The organism is Nocardia terpenica (assembly GCF_013186535.1).
GTDB classification, from domain to species: Bacteria; Actinomycetota; Actinomycetes; order Mycobacteriales; family Mycobacteriaceae; genus Nocardia; species Nocardia terpenica.
The window spans coordinates 126,707-145,653 of the sequence record NZ_JABMCZ010000003.1 but is presented as its reverse complement, the minus strand read 5'-3'; the positions used below and the strand labels follow the sequence as shown (position 1 = coordinate 145,653).

Genomic DNA, 18,947 nt, shown 5'->3' with positions numbered 1-18,947 from the left:
TGAGTTGTTATTCAGTTATTGGTTGTCGGGCTGGCTACTTGAACCCGAGGGTCTGTTGCCAGCGGCGGATGGTTTCTTTGCGCATCGCCTCGTCGATGTCGGTGACGTGGTAGTGGACGGTGCCCGCGGCGGTGGCCTGCTTTTCGGCGTAGGACTGCTGATCCGTCGACTTCTTGTAGGCCATCGCTTGATCCAGGGCGTTGCTCAGTGCGCCGCCGCCCGATAGGCCGACATCGGAAAGGAACTGGCGCACGTTGCCGTCGATGAACCCGAGGCCGGTGTGAACGAGCTTCTTGCCCACCGTGTTCGGGGACAGGCTCGCGTACTTCGCCGCGTTCGCCGACGCCGTAACGGCGTCGGTCGTGGACACGCTCGGCATGGCCGTCACGACATCGGTCGTAACGTTCTCCGGTGGCGGTTGCGGTGGTGCCGCCGCCAGCGCGGCCGGGTCCGGTGGTGTCGGCGGTGTCTCGGGCGTGACCGTCATCGGGTCGGGCGTGACCGAGGTCGCTGTATCCGGCGGCGGAGTCGTCGCGGGAGCTGGAACCGTCGTCGGCGCGTGTCCCGTAGGTGTCGGTACCTTTGGCGCAGTCGTCGGGAAGATCGTGTCCAGCTGCTCTGGGGACAGCAGGTCGGAGAGGGCATCACGCAGGATGTCCTCGGCGACGTTGGTGTTCTCGGTCGGCAAGACGTTCTGCTCGGCGCTCGGCACCGCCGCCTGCCCGGTCGCAGTGCCCGGCGTCGTGGGAGGAAGACCGGTTCCGGCCGGGTCGGTGTCGCCCGGGGTGTTCAGGCCGTTGCCGATGCCCGCGCCCGCAGCGTGGGCGTCGTCGGTGCCGTTGCCCGTGACTGGCGTCGACGGTGCTGTTGGCGTGGAAGTCGCCGGAGTGGTCTCGGTCGTGGTTGTAGTCCCGGTGGTGGCGGTGCCGCCGCTGGACTTGCCGACGATGGCGGTGAGGATTGCCGTCATCTTCTCGGCGAACTTCGTCGACACGTCGGCGATCGACACGGGTAGCGCCGTGACATTCTGCGGCGCAATGAGTTTCACGAGTCCGCTAATGCCGCCGATCAAGGATTGGATGCTGCGCCACTGGTCACCGGTGAACACCGGTTCGGGCTCGCCACTGGTGTTCCAGCCGATACCGCCATCGGGTAGCCACCCACCCTGGTCGTAGCCGTGGCCTTGGTAGGCCGCGGCGAGTGATCCGTAGCGCGCGAGCGCATAGTTGATCGACGCGCGGAGGTTGGATTCGGGATCGTAGATGTCGGTGTCGTAGCCCGGGTGGTCCGCGTACGTGCGGAAGGTGGGGTCGATGACCTGCATGAGGCCCTTGGACGGTGTTCCGTTGAGTGCGTTGCTGTCCCACAGGTTGATCGCTCGCGGATCGCCGCCGGACTCGGTGCCCATCTGCACGAGCACGCGATTGACCTCCGACAGCGGCAGCCCCTTCTCGCGCAGGATCTTCTCTACCAGCCCACGCCACTGCTCCACCCCGGCCACGCCCGAGTAGCCGACCAGACCGCCGGACGCCCCAGCGAGTGCCTGCACAGCGTGAACCGCGGCGTCGGTGACGGATTTGCCAAGGTCGGTCGGCAACGCACCACCGAGCAGGCTTGGGCCGAAATCCGGTGCAGCAGACAGGGACTCCTGCATCGGGTCCACGAGCACGGTCTGGATCTGGTCCTGGAGGCCGGACACGAACGAGCCGAGGCTTCCGGTGGCCATGGAGATCATCCGACCGTCCGACGCGATCTCGCCGAGGTTGGCCCAGTGGACGTGATCGGTGTGGCCTTCGTTGGTGGACGTGCCGTAGTCGAAACGGTTGCCGTCCTTGAGGTTTCGCCACCCGGCCAGCGGCCAATGGATCAACTCGGTCGATTGCGGGTACCGCGTGTAGATCCATCGGGCGATCTGGTCCAGCGGCCCGACCACATCGATGGCATTGCCGGTGTTGTGGTAGTCGCGGTGGCCTTCGGTGTGGATGGTGCGCGTCGCCGAGGTGAGCACCGCGCCAGGAAACGCCGTCCGCACGGCATTCCACAGGCTCCGCTGCACCGCCGAGATCGGGTCGTCGGTCGCGACGGTACGGCCGACGATGCCACCCGCGGCGAACGCGCCGTCCAGGTAGCTGCGAACACCAGCGACACCGCCCTGGCGAGCAGCAGCATTCGCGCCGTTCACGTAGTCGGCACCCACCGCACGCGTCCACTCCGGGCGCATGATCGCCTCACCGCCGCCGACCGCGATCACCCGGTCATCGACACCCGGCGAGTAACCGGACATCACACCGTGGATACCGCCGGTCGAGTAGCCGAATTTCGGGAACTCGGCCTTCCACTCCGGCAGGTTCGGGAGTATCACCCGCAATTGCGCCCAGGCGTTCTTCAGCGCGACACCGAATACCTGCCCGAAGATATAGTCCAGAGGCTCGGCGATGGCCTTCTTGATGCCCGACCACTGCGCCGACACACCCGCAACCCCGGTACCGAAGTTCGTACCCAACGTGTTCAGCGCATCGACCAGCCGCTTCGCCCAGTAATCATCGGTGATCGTGGTGATATCGGCGTCGATGGTGGTCTTCAGCTTGCCCCACTCCGGCAGCAGACCCTGATCACCGGAAATGCGGTCGGCAAACAACCGCACCAGCTCGTCGAACGCAGGCGTCGCAACGGTCTTCGCGTCCACGACCGCTTGGCCGACAGCGGCGGCCTTCGTCGCCATAGCCGACAGCGCCGGATCGAGCTTGTCCTTCCAGCCTTTCTGTACGTCGTCGGCGAACGCCGTGAACGTGGTCGACGCCGGGGCGAAGTCCGGAACCTGCGGAGCCACCGCCGGTTTCGGGATTTCGGCAGGCTCGGGCGGGGTGGCGGCCGATGGTGTCGCAGGCTGCTGCGTTGCGGTCTGGCCGGACTGCGGCTGCGGATTCGACTGCGCGCCTTGAGGTTGCGCCCCCGACTGCGCGCCCTGCTGGCCGGATGGTTGGCCGCTCGGCGGCGGAGCAGCGGGCGGAAGCTGGTGCGGTGCAGGCGGATTGTGGATGTTGTCCAGGTTGAGGTACCGCAGGTCGTCAGCGTTCAGTCCAAGCGCAACGTTGGTCCCCTGCAACTGAGCAAGGGTCATCGCATTGAAATTCCCGCCGTACCTGGCCATCTTCTCCAGCACCTCGGCACGGGCCTTCAGCACCTCATCGATGCCCTTGTTCTTCGCCAGCGCCTTGTAGTAGGCAGCCGATGTGGTGTCGGTGGGGTCGCCGTCTGGGCTCAGCTGCGAGAGAAAGCGCCGCTCCTGGCCGGAAAGGGTGACACCGTACGGGTTCTGGTCGCTGACGCGGCCAGCCTTCTCGCGCTTCTTGTCCTTCAGTAGGTCGTTCACTTGTGCTGCGAACGGCGAGTTGGGGTTCAGCTGAGCGAGGATGCTCTTGGTCTTCTCGATCGCCGTATCGAGATCGGAGGTGTCGACTGTGGGTTTGATCGCTGGCGCGTCGGCCAACTGATCGAGCATCAGCCCGTAGCGGCTCAGCACAGCGTCGATCTGGTCTTGCGGCAGCGTGTCGGCGAGCATGGTGCTCAGGGAGTCGCGAAGCTCGGTGATCTTCTTGCGCTGCGCCTGCTGTGCCTGGTCCGCGTCCTTGGTCTGGTTGTAGACCGACGTGTACTCCGCTGCCGCGACGCCCTTGTAGTCCACGGCGAGGTCTTGCAGCAGCCGGTTCAGGGTCCGCCCAGCCTCGATCTGCGTGTTGAACAAGCCGTCACCCTTGACGAGGTTGCTGAGGTTCAACTTGCCCGTGGACTCGTTGCCCTTCAGCAGGTCACGCAACGTATCGAGCCCGGCGTACGCGGCGCTTTCGGAGTTCTCCAACGCGAGCGCGTCGGCCTGTTGCCGCTTGAAGGAGTTACGCAGTGCTTCCACAGCATCGGCCGCGCCGACCGCGCGATCACGGATCTTGTCATACGCCTCAGCCGTCTTGGACGCGGCGTCTTGGCCCTTGAGGAACTGCTCGCGCATCGAGTCCAGGACCGGAATCAGGTAGCCCGAGTTCTGTCCCGCCACATCGTTGATGCGCTGTTTGAAGGCGTCGAACTGGGCGTTGGTGCCGACAATTGCGTCCTGGACGCGCTTGATCGGCATGTCGAGCTGGTCCCAGGCGTTGAGAGCCTCACTACCCCAGGTGTTTTGGGCCATGCCGTGGAGCAACTTGTCCCAGGTCTCGCTGTGGCTGCCGCTGGTGAACGCGTCCTTCAGCGCGGCCGATACCGAGTCCCTCCACGACCCGACCTTCGCATCCTTGAGGGTTTGGAAGTCGCCGAGGAACGACTGGAACTGTGCGCCGACCTTGCCGCGTACCGAATCATCGACGATGCCACCGGAATTCAGCAGCGAGGCCGTGATTCCCTGCCGGAACTCAACACCGAAGTTCGACCACTTCGCCTGCACGTGGTCGATCGACTTGAGCTTCTCGCTCAGTTCGCCGACCTTCTGCGAGAACAAGCCAACCGCCAGCGTGGCTCCAGCGATGTATCCACTCCACCTGGACATCGCGGTGCCGATCGCGCCGACCGCCGACCGGCTACCCTCCATGCCGCGCCCCTGCGCGAAGGTCTGCATGCTCGTGCCCCAGCGGTCGAACATCGAGCTGAGGGAGCCGATCACTTTCAAGGCGAGCAGCGAGGTAACCAGGCCCTTCACCACCGGCGTGTATTTGTCGAGCGTGGTCAGCGCTTGCAACAACGTGGTGGCGAACGAGAACAGAATCCCGTATGTGCCCTGGACCGCCGGGTACAGCGTGTTCTTGAGCAGGGCGACCGCGTTGCCGATGAGTGTCGACCACTTGGTCCACTCGGCGCTCACGTCGCCGAAGAAGCCGCGGATGTTGTTCTGGCCCGCCGCGCTGCGCAAGTTCGTGCGCAGCCGCGCCAGTCGGGTTTCGAACCGGGACAGCATGTCGTCCCCGCGGCCGGTGATCGCGGTGAAGATGTCCTTCACGACTCCGGCCGAGTCCTTCAGGACCGTGCCGACCTGCCCGGCCTTGGCCATGCCGCGATCGATCAACGTCGCCAGCTCGCCGGAGGCGCGAAGCACCGCAACGCGGTTGTCGAACTCGGTAGCCCAGTCGGCGATTGCGCCGGTCAACCGAGGCAGAAACGCGCCGCCCGTGCTCATCAGGTTCAGCAACGAACGGGTAGCGGGAGCGAACGCGTCACCCAATCGTGTTGCCGCGCGGCCAGACTCATCGAAGAACGTCTTCAGCTGGCCGACCTCGCTCACCAACGAGTGCACCGACGACCGGACGCCTTCGTTGATACCTGTAGCGATGCCGGACAAGCCCGACTTGACCTGCGGCAGAATCGTGCCGCCCAGGTTCTTCATGTCGGTCGCGAAACCCTCGAACAGGTTGTCCTGCACCTGCTTTCGCAGGCTGGTGAGGGTGCCGTCCATCTGGTGGAGCTGCTCCACGAAGGCGCGGGCGTTCGGGCTGAGCTTGCCGAGGGAGTCGATGTACTTCTGTTGCGCGTCGGACTGGTATGCCCGCTGCCGATCGCGGATCGCATCCTGTTGCGCTTCCAGCGCTTTGGTGACCGCGTTCTCGGCGTTCGCGGTGGCGATAGCGACATCGCGGACCGTCTTGCCGCGTTCGGTCTCGGCGTCGCGGACGTTGCCGATAGCGTCAACTACTTGCTGTTTCGACTTGACGACATGGTCATCGCCTTCGACGCCCTTGGCGTTGGCCTCCATCGCGTCGCGCTGGAGCCGCCGGTTGGACGCGATCGTGTTTTCCCGGTCCTGTTTGGCCTGCTCGACGTTGTCCATCGCCTCGCGGTAGTCGAGCCACGTCGCGTCCTTGTTCTTCCACAGGTTGGCGAGCGTCGCCTGAGCGCGCAGATAGCGGGTCTCGGCCTGGTGCTCCGACAGGGGGATGCCCTTGAGGGCATGGTTGTAGTCGTTGATCTTGTCCACCGCGTCGCGGCGAGCCGTCGACAGGTCCTTCTGCGCCTCCGCGGCCGAGCGTTGCGCGTCCTGGACACGCTTCTCGGCGGCGGCGATCTTGTCTGCGCCGTCCGAGCGCGTGATCGCGGCGTCGCGCACCGCGTCGCTGACGGCCCGGTCCGAGTCGCGGACCTTGCGCTGCGCGTCGGCCACCTTGTCGGCCTGGGTCTGAGCCTGCAAGGCGGTCTGGTGACGAAGGTCGGACTCGGCCTTCAGCGCATCCTTCACGCCGACCGCGCCGACAGCGATCGTGCCGACAGCAGCAGCTGCGGCAGCCGCGAGCGCCGGGACGACCGCCAGGGCGGTGCCCATCCGTGTAATCGAGGCAACCACCGGCACCAGGTTCACTGCACCGACCCCAGCCAGCGCCGCGCCTGCGCTGACCGCGATCGTGGTGACCGAGGACAACATCCGGCCGACGAACAACAACTTCTGCGACAGCGCCTCGGCGGCCTTCTCCGCCCGCGCATCGATCCACTCCGACGAGCGATGCAGGATCGGCATCTCGACACGGCGAACCAACGCGCCCTGGCTACGGTCGAACCGGTTGCGGGCGACGCCGAGCAGAGCGCTCGCGTCGAAATGGTCGTCGCGGGCGTAGCGCTGCATGGCTTGGGCGTGGTCGAGCCGCTCCCTGGACCGCGTCAGCTTCCTGACATCGGTTTCGCCGCGGTCGAGAAGCTCCCGGTGTGTCTTCTCGGCCGTAATCACGGCCGTTGTCGCGCGCTCCACGTTCGCCCTGGTCCGTGCCAGGGTTCGCTCCGCCGATTCCAGGCGTGACGCTGACGCCAAGGCAGTGCTGATCGCGTTTCGGTCGCCGGACAGCGGCAGATCTTCGACCATCCGGCCGCGAAGCAAACGCTCAGCCTGCCGGGTGACCCGCAGCTGCGGACGATCCGTCCACGAGTACACATCGGCGTGCGGTGTACTGCGTGCCGCGATGGCGGCAATGCTGGCGCGAGCGGTGTTCAGCTGCCGTGTGATCCGGTCATGGACCTGACGCATCTGCACCGTCAGATCTCCAGCACCAACCAGGTTCGTGTAGGTGCGCCGCGCGAGGTCGCGGTCGGCGGTGACCTGCGCGCGCCGACCAGCGACCATCCGGCGCACGTCGCGGTGGGCGTCGAGCTGACGCCGCGCCTGGCCGAGCCGCTGCTCGAGAGCAGCCGAACTCGCGCGCCCCGCGAGGAGGGCGGGGTCTTCGCGGAGCTGCCGCTGAAGTTCGGTGATCCGCCGCGAGCGGGTGGAGCGGGTCAGTGGCTCGCCGAAGCCGCGGCCTTCCGCGGCGGCACCACGCAGAGTGTCGATCTCCCGCGTGATCCGGGTAATTTCCCTGCGCCACAACGCATTCAGATCGGCGGCGCGTTCGCGCATCAGGGCGGCGACGCGAGCCTCGGTCTTCTCCACGGCGCGGTCGGCGGCGGCGAAGCGACGGTTGTAGCCATCCAGGCGACGCGACGCCTCGCGGTAGTCGGCGGCGGCCTTCTGTTCCACGGCGCTGAGCGGGCGCTGCGGCGAGTACCGGTTCGTCTCCCGGTCGGCGGCCGTCTCGTTCACACCGATCCGGCGCGCCGCCTGGCGGTTGGTGCGCCGCTGTTGCTGGCGGTACGCGTTATCGAAGTCGCGGGCGGCTTCGCGTCCGGCCCGCGCTACGGAGTCTCGATCGGTGCGGACCTCGCCGCGATAATGGACCGTCCCGGCCTGCCTCTGGGCTCGAGCCCGCGCTTCGGTGACGGTCCTGTCTCGTAGTGCAACCTGCGCGTCGATCGTGACGGGGCCGCCAGCGCTCGCTTCTTTCCGAGCCCTGGCGACCGATGCGGCGTCGATATCAACCGAGACCGGAATCGACTTCCCGGCTCCGGCAATGGCGGCTTTAATCTCGGATTCGAGCTTCTCTTTGAAGCCGGTCAGGTCGGGGCGGATGACGATTTTGGCGACGCCCGCTGAATAGCTCGTTGCCATACCTATCCCCGATCCATTTTCTCAGAAACCCATCTCTGCCAGCGTTTCGTCTACCGCCGACCTCTCACGTATTGCTTTCTCTCGATCGACCGCGCTCACCGGGCGCGGCATCGGCTTCACCTTCGGCGGCGTCTTGCCGGGCGGCATATTGACCGCGATCACGGTGGTGATCAACTGCTGCACCAGGTCACAGACGGACAGCAGCAAAAATGAATCGATCGAATAGCCCGCCGACGACGTGATCAGAGGCAGCCCGTCAGGGGCCGCCCCACCGTCGTCGTCGAATACTTCCGCGCCACGTTCTTCCCTGACACGGAGATCGAGGATATGTTTGGCCAGGCCCTCGTCCATGTCCAGTGCCGCCTTGTAATGGGAGCCCGGCGGTAGGCGCTGGAGGAATCGGTAGAGCCGATGCCAGGAATGGACCCCTCGGAAGAAATCCAAGAGGTCCACATTCCAGTAGTGGAACAAGTCCCACTCGATGGCCTCATAATGCTCACAGACGAGCGTTATGAGGCCGACTCGCCCCCCGGCAGATCATCCGCCCCAGCATCGGGGACGGCATCGAAGTGCCGATTGATGTCATCGATCAGAGCCATAGCGACATCGACCGGCTCGTCACGAATGGCGTCCCACACGACCGGGAATGCGTCACGGCCGACCAGCGCCAGAATCATCGGCTCCATATCGCGGATGGCGATACCACCCCGCGAATCCAGCATCGACGCCAGCGCGAGCGAACGTTCCAAGGTGTCGGGCGCGGTGATTTCGACCGGAGGATTCGCGCCGTCGAACACGTACGGATCGGGTGCGCTGTAGTTCTTCTTGGCCTCACGCTTCAGCGCCTCCCAGCGAGACACCGGCTTCGCAACCTTCTTGGCAGCCATAGATTTCCCCTCTATTCAGTTGTGCAGACTTCGATTACTTGCCGCGCGATTCTGCGGCGGCGTTGTCCTTAGCAGGCGGTTCAGGTGGACTCATCGGGGCCGCTGCGGCGGTGAAGCCAGCGTCGGCGGCGATGGCCTTCCAACCCGGGCCACCGAAGATGGTCCGGATCGCGTAACCGGCAGTCTCGTCGATAAAGGCGCGGCCGGTGATGTCGTATTCGATTGCGTTATCCGCGTTCCACTTCTGCTCACCCACCGAGGTCACAGTGAACTTCGGAACTTCCTTGATGACCCAGATCCGATTCGCGCCCGCGCCATCCACCGTCACGAACAGTGCCCGATGGTAGGTGATCGTAGGCTCGGTAGGGTCAGCGAATCGCGTTTCACCGGTATCCTTGTCGAACTTGACATTCGACAGGTCGGCGTTGTGATACAACTCCAGATTCAGCTTGTGCGTTTCGAGGCCGGTCCACTTGATGGTCGTCTTGCGCGAAACCACGTCCGTGCGGGCGGGTTCCAGCAGACCCCACGCGTCGACATCCTTGGTTTCGGTCTCCGGCGTGAAAGTCGGCGCATTCTCCTTCGAGATATGACCGATGCTCTGGAAACCCGCGGCCTTCAAATCGACGAGATCGCTGGTCACGCCGCTAAAATAGGAAGCTGGGAGCGGAGTGGCGAACGGCGCGAGCAATACGGCACCAGCCAGCGGCTTGCGGATCAGCTTCTGCTTCAGACCTTGGACAGTGGCGAAATCGGTAGCACCCGCCATGGAAACCCCTATATTCAGTTATGTATTCAGTTGTGTATTCAGTTGTACAAGCACATTCCGCCGCCGGAGCGGCGTCACCCAGCCGGGATCACCAGATTTCCCGGAACGACACCCAAAACGCCATATCGACAAACCGATCGTCGATATCGAGGTCCTGCTCTTGGTTGTTGCCGATGATTTCCTCGGTGGAATCGATCAGCGCCCCGCCGACCTCGGTGGCCCCCGCCGCGCGCAGCCGCTGACGGACCTTGGCCGCCGTCGCCCACGCCTTGGGGCGAGTGGCATCGACCACGCAGATCGACATCATCGCCCGGTCCGTGATGCCCTCCGAGTCGATGCCGCCGCCGGAGCGATGCACACCGATCAGAGGGAACAGGCTCGACCACCGGCCGCCGTCCGGTAGCGCCGTGCAGGCGTATCCGAGGTCGTCGAGCAGGGCCATACACACCAGCTCCGCGTCCGGGAAGCCCGCCATCAGCTGGCCCCCATGATGCGGATGATCTCCTGCCAGGTGCGTGACGCCTTGGTTTTGCCCGGCCGTCGCTGACGGACCGTGCCACGCTTGGTCAGGTTGCGGGGGGTGTCCCTCGCCGCCATACCCCGCCAGTTGCGGCGACCGAAGTTCACGGCCGCCGAATACCCGGCCTTCGCCTCCACGTCAGCGACCCAGCGCGGCGACGCGGCACCCAAAGGCCCGTCACCGGAATCCATCAGGCGCATCGAGATCGCCGCCGAGTTCGCCAGTTCACCGGACTTGCGGGGCGCGCGAGCCTGCCATAACCCCACCGCCTTCACGCCCACCCGCTGCACTGTCGCGCGCATCTTCGGCCCCACCAACAGTGCCGCAATCGCTGGATTCGTCCAGCCGTTGGGCGAGCGCGTGCCGTAGTACTCGAAAGTGTTCTTCGGTGCCGCCATTACCCACTCACCTGCCGCAGAGTCGCCACCACACCCGCCCGGCCACCCGGTGTGGCCGCCTTCCACCGCTGCGGCTTGCCTTCCACCGCGTACACACCACCGCCGGGCAACTCGGCCTGATCCGACGCGAGCACATCCGCGCCGGGCCCGAAGTACGCGGTCACGTCATCGACGATCGTGTCGCGGAAATCGATTGCCGCCGAGCTTGTTTTGGTCCGCGTCCCCGAGGGACTCAACAGCACGTTGTGTTCCTCGTGGTGTGCGTCGAACTCGGTGTCGCCGAACTTGTCACGGCCCGTCCGGCGCAGGATGATCACTGTTTGCCCGGTCAGCACGTCACACCGCCAACCAGCGCGGGCCGCCGACACCGATCACTCCCACCCGCCGCCGACGCCGGAACAGCGCCAGTTGATCGGCGGTGAAGTAGATTTCCTCACCCATCGCCTCGGATCGGAACGTCACCTCGAAAGGCCCCGACCGCTCCGAGAGCACGCCCGCCGGGTTCCGCAGCGGGCGAAGCACCGCGTCACACACCACGCGCTTCGCGTTCGCCAGCGTGATCGTCGGCAGCCCGCCGGTCCCTGCGGCCAGCGCGGGAACCTCGGTCTTCAGCAGCGCCTCGGCGTCGGCGATGCGGGCGGTGACCAGCTTCTCCTGTTCCGGGGTCAGCGCGGCACCGAACCGGTCGGAAACATCTGTGGCGGTCGCGAAATCGCCCACTATGCCGCGTCCTTCACTACAGGCTTACGCCCGCGGCGCGCCGCGTGCGGCTCTCCCTCGTAGACAGCGCCGTCCGGTTCCGGATCGGGGTCGTCGTCGCGGTGCGCCCACACGGCAGGATTGGTGATCGCCTCGACTGCCCAGTTCGGCACCTGATCGCCGGGTCCGAAGATGTGCGTGACGTTCCTGTCGTCCTGCACGTGCACATATGTATTCAGTTGTGACATAACCTATTTCCCATACTCGGGCGAAGAAGAGTCCTCACCGCGCCGGGGGCGACGTTCGTGATCCACCGACAGCAGACGATGAGTGCGATGTCCCGGCCAGATGATTGCCCCGCCGTCAGGCGACGGTGGCCACCATCAGCGCTTCCGGCTTCTGGAGCACCGGCAGCAGCAGCGAATCGACGAAGGTGCTTTCCTTGTACGGAGGACCCGACTTGGTCACCACGCCCACCAAGCCCGGTGCGTTCTGGAAGCTCATATCGGTCTGCTGAGCGCTCATCAGTTCCATCGCCGTCGCCGTGATACCCCACGCGACGAAACCCAGATCCGCCGGATTCGGCGGCAGGAAAATGACCTTTCCCTCCGGAATCACGCGGGTATCAGTGCCCTGGACATTGATCACGGTGTCATAAACGTCGGCGATACCCGGCAGGTTGAAGTCATCCAGCACGGAATTCACCACCGAGCGCGAGACGATCTGCGGCGTCCCCGAGACCATCTGATTCGCGTACGATTTGAACTCCGAGTTACGATGCAAATAGCCAGCGGTCTTGCGGGAGATGATCATGCCGCCGGGCGCGTACCCATTCACGGTGGTGTAGTACTCGATCCACGACGTGATATCGGTCACGACCTTCGCGTTCGCTACATCCGACCACACGGTAGCCGGGGCCACAAAATTGCCCGCGGGAACCTTGTAATCGGCGGTCAGCGAGACGCCATTCTCGTTCAACGTCATCTTGCCTGTGGACAAAAGCTCACCACGTGCGACCTCGACCCTGTTACGGATCGCGAGGACACCGGCCTCGATATCGTCATAGATCGCGTTGGTGATCGCTTCCAGATTGCCGCCCTGCTGGCGCATACGCTCCAGCTGAAGGCGCTCCAACTCACCCTTCATGCCCTGCACGGAAATCGGCAGCAAATCGACTTCGCGAGTATCGAAGGTGTCTCGCTCGAGCTGCGGAATCGACCCGTCGAAGGTCCGGAATTGGGCCGTCCTGTTGACGCGGGTCACATTCGCCAGGCGAATGGTCTGCTCCTGCACCAGCTTATCCGGGAGGAACTGAGCCAGTTTATGCTCGCTCGGGGTCGGAACCTCGCGAGCGAAAATGATGGTGTCGTCCGGAACCAGAGGCCCATCGAAAACCAAAGCCATGGAAACTCCTATATTCAGTTATAAAGACCAGCGGCCGGACGGCTAGAAGAACTTGAACCAGGACAGCGCGGTCTTGGCCTCCGCATCAAGGCCCGAATTCGCCGGGAGCTTCGTTTCCTTGATCAGGCCGATACCCACCCACAGCGGTGCAGCCTCGCGGCCCGCCGGATCGGTCGGGGTAAACGTGTTCCACAGAAATCCCGCTGGAACCTCTCGGCCATCGGTCGCATTCTTGTCGTACGGGCCGTACAGGCCCTGATTCGGGCCCGCCTGAGTGATCTGCCCCAGAACAATGCCCGAGGGCAGGTATCCCTTCGGGTAGTGAGTCGCGGCGGTGAACTTGGTCATGTCCAAGGTGACGTTCACTCGGCCGCGCTGCTCGCTCTGATCCCAGAGAACCCACACCCGAGCATCGCCGTATCGAGTGCCGGTCTGCCGCACCGCAATATTCGCCATATCAAATCCTCTTCAGGGAAAGCACTGTTCGGTTATTCCTTCGGCGTCCCGAAACGCCGGGCGGCCTCCGCGCGGCCACTCTCGCCGCGCCGGGTCTTCGTTTCGCCGCCCTGTCCCTGTCCCCAATTCGGGTGCCGCTGGCCGTTCGGCGGTGGGGTCGGCGCGGCCGCGGTGGTGCCGTACATCTCACGCAGATGGTCGACGACTTTCTCGCCGTTCAGCTCGCCGTTCTCACTCAGGAACGCGTCCGCGTTCGTGGTGCGCAGCCAGCCGTTCAGCTTCTTCTGGTCGGTCAGGACGATGCTGGCGTACCCGCGCAGCTCAGCCTCCCGCAGCTTCGGCAGCAGCTCCTCACGAGCCTGCTGCGCCGCTTCGGCGCGGGCCGCCTCGATGGCGTCGGCATGGGCGCGTTCCCCCTCGGAGAGTCGTTCGCGCTCCAGCTCGGCTATCCGATCCTTGAGCTTCTGGGCGTCGTCGGCCGTCACGCCACCGCGCAGCGCCTTGGAGGCGTCCTCGTGTCGGCGGCTCTGGTGCTTCCAGTACGCCAGCTGCTGCTCGGTTGCCATCTCCGCCAGCGGCGTCTCCGCCGGAAAGCCGTGCTTGTTGATCTGGGCAGCGGTGTCATTGTCGGTGCCGAGGACGGGGTCGGTGGCCGTGCCGGTCTCCGAAGTGGCGCTCGCTTCTGTTGTCGCGCTGGTCATCTGGTCAGTTGCCATATTCAGTTTTCCCTTGCCGGGTCATTCACGATGCATCGAAGGCCGTGCCGGACTTCGATCTCTACTGCTTGCCGCGGAGAATCGCTTCGTAGCGGGCGATCTGCCCACGCTGGTAGGTGACCGGCTGCGAGCTGTCTGCGAAACCGTTCGCCGTGTTTGAGCGAGAACTTGGCGCATCAGCGGCAGCTGCCGCTGTGCGACTTCGTACTGCTTCTCGAACTCGTCCAAGTCCACCGGAGCAGCGAAGCCAGTGGTGCGCGGAACCGTCTGTCCGCGCGTTTTCGGGACCAGCACCGCCTGTAGTTCGCCGTGCTGATCAATCCGGTATCGGGTGCGCTTCAGATCCGATGCGTAGGTGCTCGTCGCGTCCTGGTACAGACGCTTCAAGTCGTCGTCGTTCAGTTCCCGGCCGGGATCGCTCGCGCGAGTGACCGGCATGGTTTCGCAGCGGCACCGAGCATGGATCGGCTTCAAATCCTGCACCCTATAGATACGGTCAGATGCCGCGACACACAACCCGCACGAACCGGTTTTCGACACTTCGGGATGGATCACGCGCCGCCACCCGATGACCTTCTTGTTCTGTCGATGCGCTTCGCGCAGAATTTGCGTCTCGGCCTCGCGTTCCGCCAGCGTCAGATTGGTCTCAGCAATGATTTTCACACGCTCCACCGAATTCGCAAGAGCATCGTCGAACGGCGTGCCCCTGGCCACCTCGGCACGTAATTGCCGCGCCGGACGCTGGAAGACCTCTGCTACCGCCAGTCGCTCGGACCTGCGGCCGTTCGCCGATACCTGCACCGGCCGACCGAACTGGCCCGCCACCCCGTGCGGGAAGGTCCGCACTTCGGCGGGCACATCCGGCATCCACCCGTCCAGGTCGACATCCAGCTCCGACAGATAGATCATCTGCGCGGCCGTGGCCATCGACACCATCGCCTGCTGCGCGGTCGCCATCAACGGGACGGCCTGGTCGACGAAGTAGGACACCTGGTCGTCGTCATAAGGGTCGGTGAGCCTCCACCAGACGTCCAACCGGTCCAGCAACAGCTGCTCCAGCGTGTCCCGGCGAGCCGCCCGCGCCTGCACCATCCCCAACAGCGCCGAAGTCATCGTCACGCCGCCTGACCCGCTGTCCCAGCGCTCGCCCGTCCCACCGCCCGGCCTGGCTGCCGGTCCCGCGCCTGCGGGGAACCCTGGCCCGCGGGTTGCCGCTCGCGCTGGTCCTGCACCTGCTGCGGCGGTTGCCCGGCCTGTCCGGTCACAGCTGTGGGGATCGCGAACGCTTGCGCGGCCAGCTGTTCCTGCATCAGCTCGGCTTCGTTCAGCTTGGCCTCCGCCGGTGTGAAGGCCATGAACTTGATGACCTGACGCTTGCGGGACACCACGCCGCGCGTCTTGGCGACCGCCTCGGCCTGGGCGGCGATCCCGTCTCGGGAGATCGGCTTCCACAGCAGCTTCACGCCCTGAATCCGGTTCACCTGGCCCGCAAGAGTGAACGCGATCTTCCACGTCAACGCCCAGGGAGCGGTCATCCGCGCCTGGCGATCGAACACCTTGTCCTCCAGCGTTTCCCGCATCAGCGACGCACCCTCGGCCGACCCGTTCGCGGCATCCGGTGTGATCACGTGCAGCGGAGTCCGGGTGGACGCGGCGAACTCCTTCACGTCATCGCGGATGGCGGTGAGCTGCGGCACCAGATCCGCCTGCCCCGACTCCCAGAAGTCCACATCCGGCGGCACCAACCACAACGCGCCCGGATCGGCCGTGAACAAGTCCTGAACATCGGTATCGGCCACGCGACGGATGAAGGAGCCGAGATCCTCGTCTGGGCCCGAGAAGTCCGCACCACCCTGCAAATCGCCCTTCACCGCACGCTGCCGGAAACTTTGGTACCACTGAATGACAATGCGCTGAAGAACACCATCCATGATGCGATCCAGCAAATCGATATTCGGCTCGAACTCACCCAAACCGAATTTATTGTCGAACCTGACCGCGGGAACACCACCGAAGATGTCCAAGTTGGCCAGCGAGGTCTGATTCGTCAACGTCCACTCATCCGAACTGAACGTATTGGTGTACATACCGGGGTCGCGGCGGAATTCGTATTGCACCGAGTTCACATACAGCTGACCGACCTGCTGATCATTGATCTCGTCGTTGAACACCTTCACGAACGCCTTCAACCGGCGTGGATACGTCGGATCGGGAATACCCAGAGCGAAGCGTGGATTCTCAGCGGTGATCATCGGCATCGCACCCTGCACGCCCGCGAGCGGAGGAATCACCAACGCATATGCCTCACCGAAGAGATACATGTAGGTTTGCAGGTCACGCTGCATCGCCTCCCAGCCCGACTCCTCACCGATCTGTCTCGCGATATCGTCGCCATCGACATCCGCGTCCGCATCGGTCAATACGCCGGTCAGCACGGACTTGTCCGTCATGACATCGACGCTCATCGCGGCATAGTTGTTCCTGGCCTTGCGCAGAATTTCACGGAACGTCTCCCGGTACTTCTCCTGCACGTTCGGCAACGGCGGATCGCCGATATAATAGGACCAGGCCAGGTCCAGACGTTCCCGCCGGGTCTTCGGCGTATGCGCCGTGACCGCGTTCCGCTTGTCCTTCAACTTCCGATCGAAACGCTTCACCAGAAATTCGAACCATTGCTCCGGCGCCCATGCAGCCGAAGCATCAACCGCCGTATTATCGGCCATACCCGTCACCCATTATCTAATCCGCACCACAGCGCGTGGTCTCCGTGGAAGCCCTATCCCCTTCGCCACCGCATCGAGGCGACACTGCCACGCGAGCGTCGCCGCCACCGCAGCGTCGATCTTGTGCGGCGAATCGGGCCTTTCCTTCATGATCTGAACACCTTTGGTAGTGGAGCGTCGGCGGGCGTTCAAGATATGGGCCGACAGCTGGAGATCCCCGGTATGCCGCATCTGCTGGTCCAATATCGCGTTCTCGAATTCAGCGAGGGCCTTCACGCTCTTATAGGCCCGATCGCCGGTCATCCACCATTCGATCGGATGCGCCTGCGTGGATTTCACCCTCAAGCGAGGGCCGTATTTTGCTTCCCAACCCGCGATGGTCGACTCCCACCGAGCAGGGTCGGCATAGAAGCCGACCACGGCATACGTCTGGAACGCATACTGCACCGTGGCCTGCACATCGTGCTCCGGCACTTCCCAACCGTCCTTGTAGAACTGGCCGGGGTCCTGCTCCCAAATCTTGACCGGCCACACCAGGCCGTCCGAGACCCGACAGGCAATCAGAGCGGTAGAGTCCGTGACGCCTCGGCGACGCTTCCGGGAACCATCGAAGCCCAGGACAATGACATCCCTGTCCTTCGCGGGCTCGATGACATGCACCTGCGGCCCACAGGAATCCCACTGATATTTCGCGACCCACGCGCCCTCGGCCGAATGCTTGGCGTTGAACCAGTAGCGGTACGAATCAGCTACATCGGTACGCGGATCGAGAATCGCATCCACATAGCCGGATATGTCGTTCCAGGACGCACAGTCCCCATAGGAGTCCAGCAGCGCCGCCCGGATCTTCTCCTCGTCCTCCAGATCCTCCGGCGCGATATCGCCGAAGCGATGATCGAACAGGGTCCGGGTGGGCTTCTTCAGCTTGCCGCTGCGGTAATCCTCGATGACCTGGTACGTGTCCTCGGCGACCGACTCCTCGCCAGGGTTGTACATGGTCGTGGTTTCCAGATAAAACGTGCCCGCACTCTTGCGCCGCTTACGCAAATTGCGCACCAACGTCTTGTGCATTTGCTTCAATTCGGGCCGGTTGTACAAATGCGATTCGTCGAAGATCACCAGCGTCTCTTTGCCGCCGTCCTTACTCGCAGAACTTGCGGTAGACGGTTTGATTTCACCGCCGCCCGGGACCAGAATCCGGGACAGGCCAGCAGAGTCCTTGTGCTCCATGGCCACCGCGAGCGGACCGTCGGTCACGTTGACGTAGATGGTGTCGTAGACGAGGCCGGATTGATCTTCTTCGGTTGCGCAGCAACGGACTTCGGGACTGTTGACCCGCTTGCCGATCGGTTCGCCCGGCGAATACGTGTAGGTGAAACCGGTCCCGTACGGGCAGGCGAACACCTCGCCGCCCTCGGCGTACCGGTCGAATCGCGAAGGCCCGAAGGTATCGAAAAGCGCTATGAGAGCGGCGATTTCAGACTTCGCGCACCCCTTCGGACGCGACAGGAAACCCGCATCGTACAAGCGGGAGCCGTCTTGCTCGAGCGCGTACAAGTCGACGATGAACGCCGCGTACTCGTCCACCAGAGCGACCGGCTCGCCAGCGATGTCGCCGGAGCCGTGGATGGTCAACGCCTCGATCCACTCGATCGCGAGCCAGCCCAGAGACAGCTCCCGATCGTGCTGCGGGAGCCGAATAACGTCGTGCGGCATCTCGCCCCGCTACGACGCCGAATTCATCAGCCGGGCGCGGCGGGCCGCGGCCATCGGAACGACCTTCTCCCCCGGCGACGCGGTCACTTCGGCCTCGTCCTCGACCGGCTTCACCCGGATACGCGCACGCTGCATATCCAGCTCGGTCAGACTCAGCGCCGAACCCAGCGTCGCCACGATGGCTTTGAAGTTCTCGCTGCCGGGACGGCTGAGGTACCGCTCGATCAGCGGCAGCGTCATATGCAGGGTCAGCCACGTACCCGCGCCGTACGTGCGGGCCTGCGGAAGCCGGGCCAGCTGCTCGTAAATCGCTCGGCCCCGGGAGCCAACATCGATCCACTCGGGAATAGGCGGGACCGAGCCGTCGAATGGTTCGTCGGGCAGCTCGGTCCAGCCGTCGCCCGCGATCAACGGATCTGCATTCCTGCGCGCTCGTTCGTGCGGCTGCTTCGGGGCCGTGCCGGGTCGCCTACCTGCCATATTCAGTTGTCCTTGTCCCTGTCGGGTTCGCTCTCCGTCCGGCTGCCTGTAGGCGTCTGCCTGACGTTGCGGAAAGCGGAGGATTCGAACCCCTGGCGCAGGCGCGCCCGACCCGCTTTCAAGGCGGTCCCGCGACCGATCGCGGTTCACTTTCCGGAGTGACCTGTGGGACTCGAACCCACTTATCCGGGATCACAACCCGGCGCCTCAACCGGTTCGGCCTAGGCCACG

At 64.4% G+C, this 18,947-nt stretch carries 16 protein-coding genes and 2 tRNA genes; all 18 read right to left on the bottom strand.

The window, feature by feature from the left end; all coding sequences use genetic code 11:
* Positions 1 to 34: 34 nt before the first annotated feature.
* Entirely contained in the window at positions 35 to 7,948 is a 7,914-nt protein-coding gene (locus HPY32_RS43955; protein ID WP_067595161.1) for a transglycosylase SLT domain-containing protein, read from the bottom strand.
* A gap of 21 nt (positions 7,949 to 7,969) precedes the next feature.
* Positions 7,970 to 8,299, bottom strand: coding sequence for a hypothetical protein (locus HPY32_RS21930; protein WP_156674770.1), 330 nt, complete (start codon positions 8,297 to 8,299; stop codon positions 7,970 to 7,972).
* A gap of 158 nt (positions 8,300 to 8,457) precedes the next feature.
* A complete protein-coding gene (locus HPY32_RS21925; protein ID WP_067595167.1) occupies positions 8,458 to 8,835 on the bottom strand; it encodes a hypothetical protein in 378 nt (125 codons plus the stop codon).
* A 34-nt stretch (positions 8,836 to 8,869) separates the two neighbouring features.
* The gene (locus HPY32_RS21920) at positions 8,870 to 9,604 is read right to left on the bottom strand and encodes a phage tail tube protein (RefSeq protein WP_156674771.1); all 735 of its coding nucleotides are present in this window, start codon (positions 9,602 to 9,604) and stop codon (positions 8,870 to 8,872) included.
* 88 nt (positions 9,605 to 9,692) lie between these two features.
* Positions 9,693 to 10,079, bottom strand: a complete 387-nt coding sequence (locus tag HPY32_RS21915; protein ID WP_067595172.1) for a phage tail termination protein — start codon at positions 10,077 to 10,079, stop codon at positions 9,693 to 9,695.
* The gene (locus HPY32_RS21910; protein WP_067595175.1) at positions 10,079 to 10,522 is read right to left on the bottom strand and encodes a hypothetical protein; all 444 of its coding nucleotides are present in this window, start codon (positions 10,520 to 10,522) and stop codon (positions 10,079 to 10,081) included. The genes HPY32_RS21915 and HPY32_RS21910 overlap by 1 nt, the downstream gene beginning before the upstream one ends.
* Complete coding sequence (locus tag HPY32_RS21905; protein ID WP_067595178.1) at positions 10,522 to 10,857, bottom strand: hypothetical protein; 336 nt, start codon at positions 10,855 to 10,857, stop codon at positions 10,522 to 10,524. The genes HPY32_RS21910 and HPY32_RS21905 overlap by 1 nt, the downstream gene beginning before the upstream one ends.
* 1 nt (position 10,858) lies before the next feature.
* On the bottom strand, positions 10,859 to 11,242 hold the full coding sequence (locus tag HPY32_RS21900; RefSeq protein ID WP_067595181.1) for a hypothetical protein: 384 nt from the start codon (positions 11,240 to 11,242) through the stop codon (positions 10,859 to 10,861).
* Positions 11,242 to 11,442: a hypothetical protein gene (locus HPY32_RS21895; protein ID WP_156674773.1), complete on the bottom strand. Its 201-nt coding sequence runs from the start codon at positions 11,440 to 11,442 to the stop codon at positions 11,242 to 11,244. The genes HPY32_RS21900 and HPY32_RS21895 overlap by 1 nt, the downstream gene beginning before the upstream one ends.
* Positions 11,443 to 11,584: 142 nt before the next feature.
* Positions 11,585 to 12,625: a major capsid protein gene (locus HPY32_RS21890; RefSeq protein WP_067595187.1), complete on the bottom strand. Its 1,041-nt coding sequence runs from the start codon at positions 12,623 to 12,625 to the stop codon at positions 11,585 to 11,587.
* 42 nt (positions 12,626 to 12,667) lie between these two features.
* Positions 12,668 to 13,081, bottom strand: coding sequence for a head decoration protein (locus HPY32_RS21885; RefSeq protein ID WP_067595190.1), 414 nt, complete (start codon positions 13,079 to 13,081; stop codon positions 12,668 to 12,670).
* Positions 13,082 to 13,113: 32 nt separating this feature from the next.
* Positions 13,114 to 13,797: a hypothetical protein gene (locus tag HPY32_RS21880; RefSeq protein ID WP_156674775.1), complete on the bottom strand. Its 684-nt coding sequence runs from the start codon at positions 13,795 to 13,797 to the stop codon at positions 13,114 to 13,116.
* Positions 13,798 to 13,818: 21 nt separating this feature from the next.
* Positions 13,819 to 14,910 carry a hypothetical protein gene (locus HPY32_RS21875; RefSeq protein ID WP_156674776.1) on the bottom strand — a complete coding sequence of 364 codons (1,092 nt, stop codon included), beginning with the start codon at positions 14,908 to 14,910 and terminating at the stop codon, positions 13,819 to 13,821.
* Between the two features lie 2 nt (positions 14,911 to 14,912).
* The gene (locus HPY32_RS21870) at positions 14,913 to 16,520 is read right to left on the bottom strand and encodes a phage portal protein (protein ID WP_082871782.1); all 1,608 of its coding nucleotides are present in this window, start codon (positions 16,518 to 16,520) and stop codon (positions 14,913 to 14,915) included.
* 12 nt (positions 16,521 to 16,532) lie between these two features.
* A complete protein-coding gene (locus tag HPY32_RS21865; RefSeq protein WP_067595203.1) occupies positions 16,533 to 18,236 on the bottom strand; it encodes a terminase large subunit domain-containing protein in 1,704 nt (567 codons plus the stop codon).
* Between the two features lie 9 nt (positions 18,237 to 18,245).
* The gene (locus HPY32_RS21860) at positions 18,246 to 18,716 is read right to left on the bottom strand and encodes a phage terminase small subunit (protein WP_156674778.1); all 471 of its coding nucleotides are present in this window, start codon (positions 18,714 to 18,716) and stop codon (positions 18,246 to 18,248) included.
* A gap of 69 nt (positions 18,717 to 18,785) precedes the next feature.
* A tRNA-Ser gene (locus HPY32_RS21855) sits at positions 18,786 to 18,871 on the bottom strand.
* A gap of 2 nt (positions 18,872 to 18,873) precedes the next feature.
* Positions 18,874 to 18,946: transfer RNA gene (locus tag HPY32_RS21850), tRNA-His, on the bottom strand.
* Between the last annotated feature and the right edge of the window lies 1 nt (position 18,947).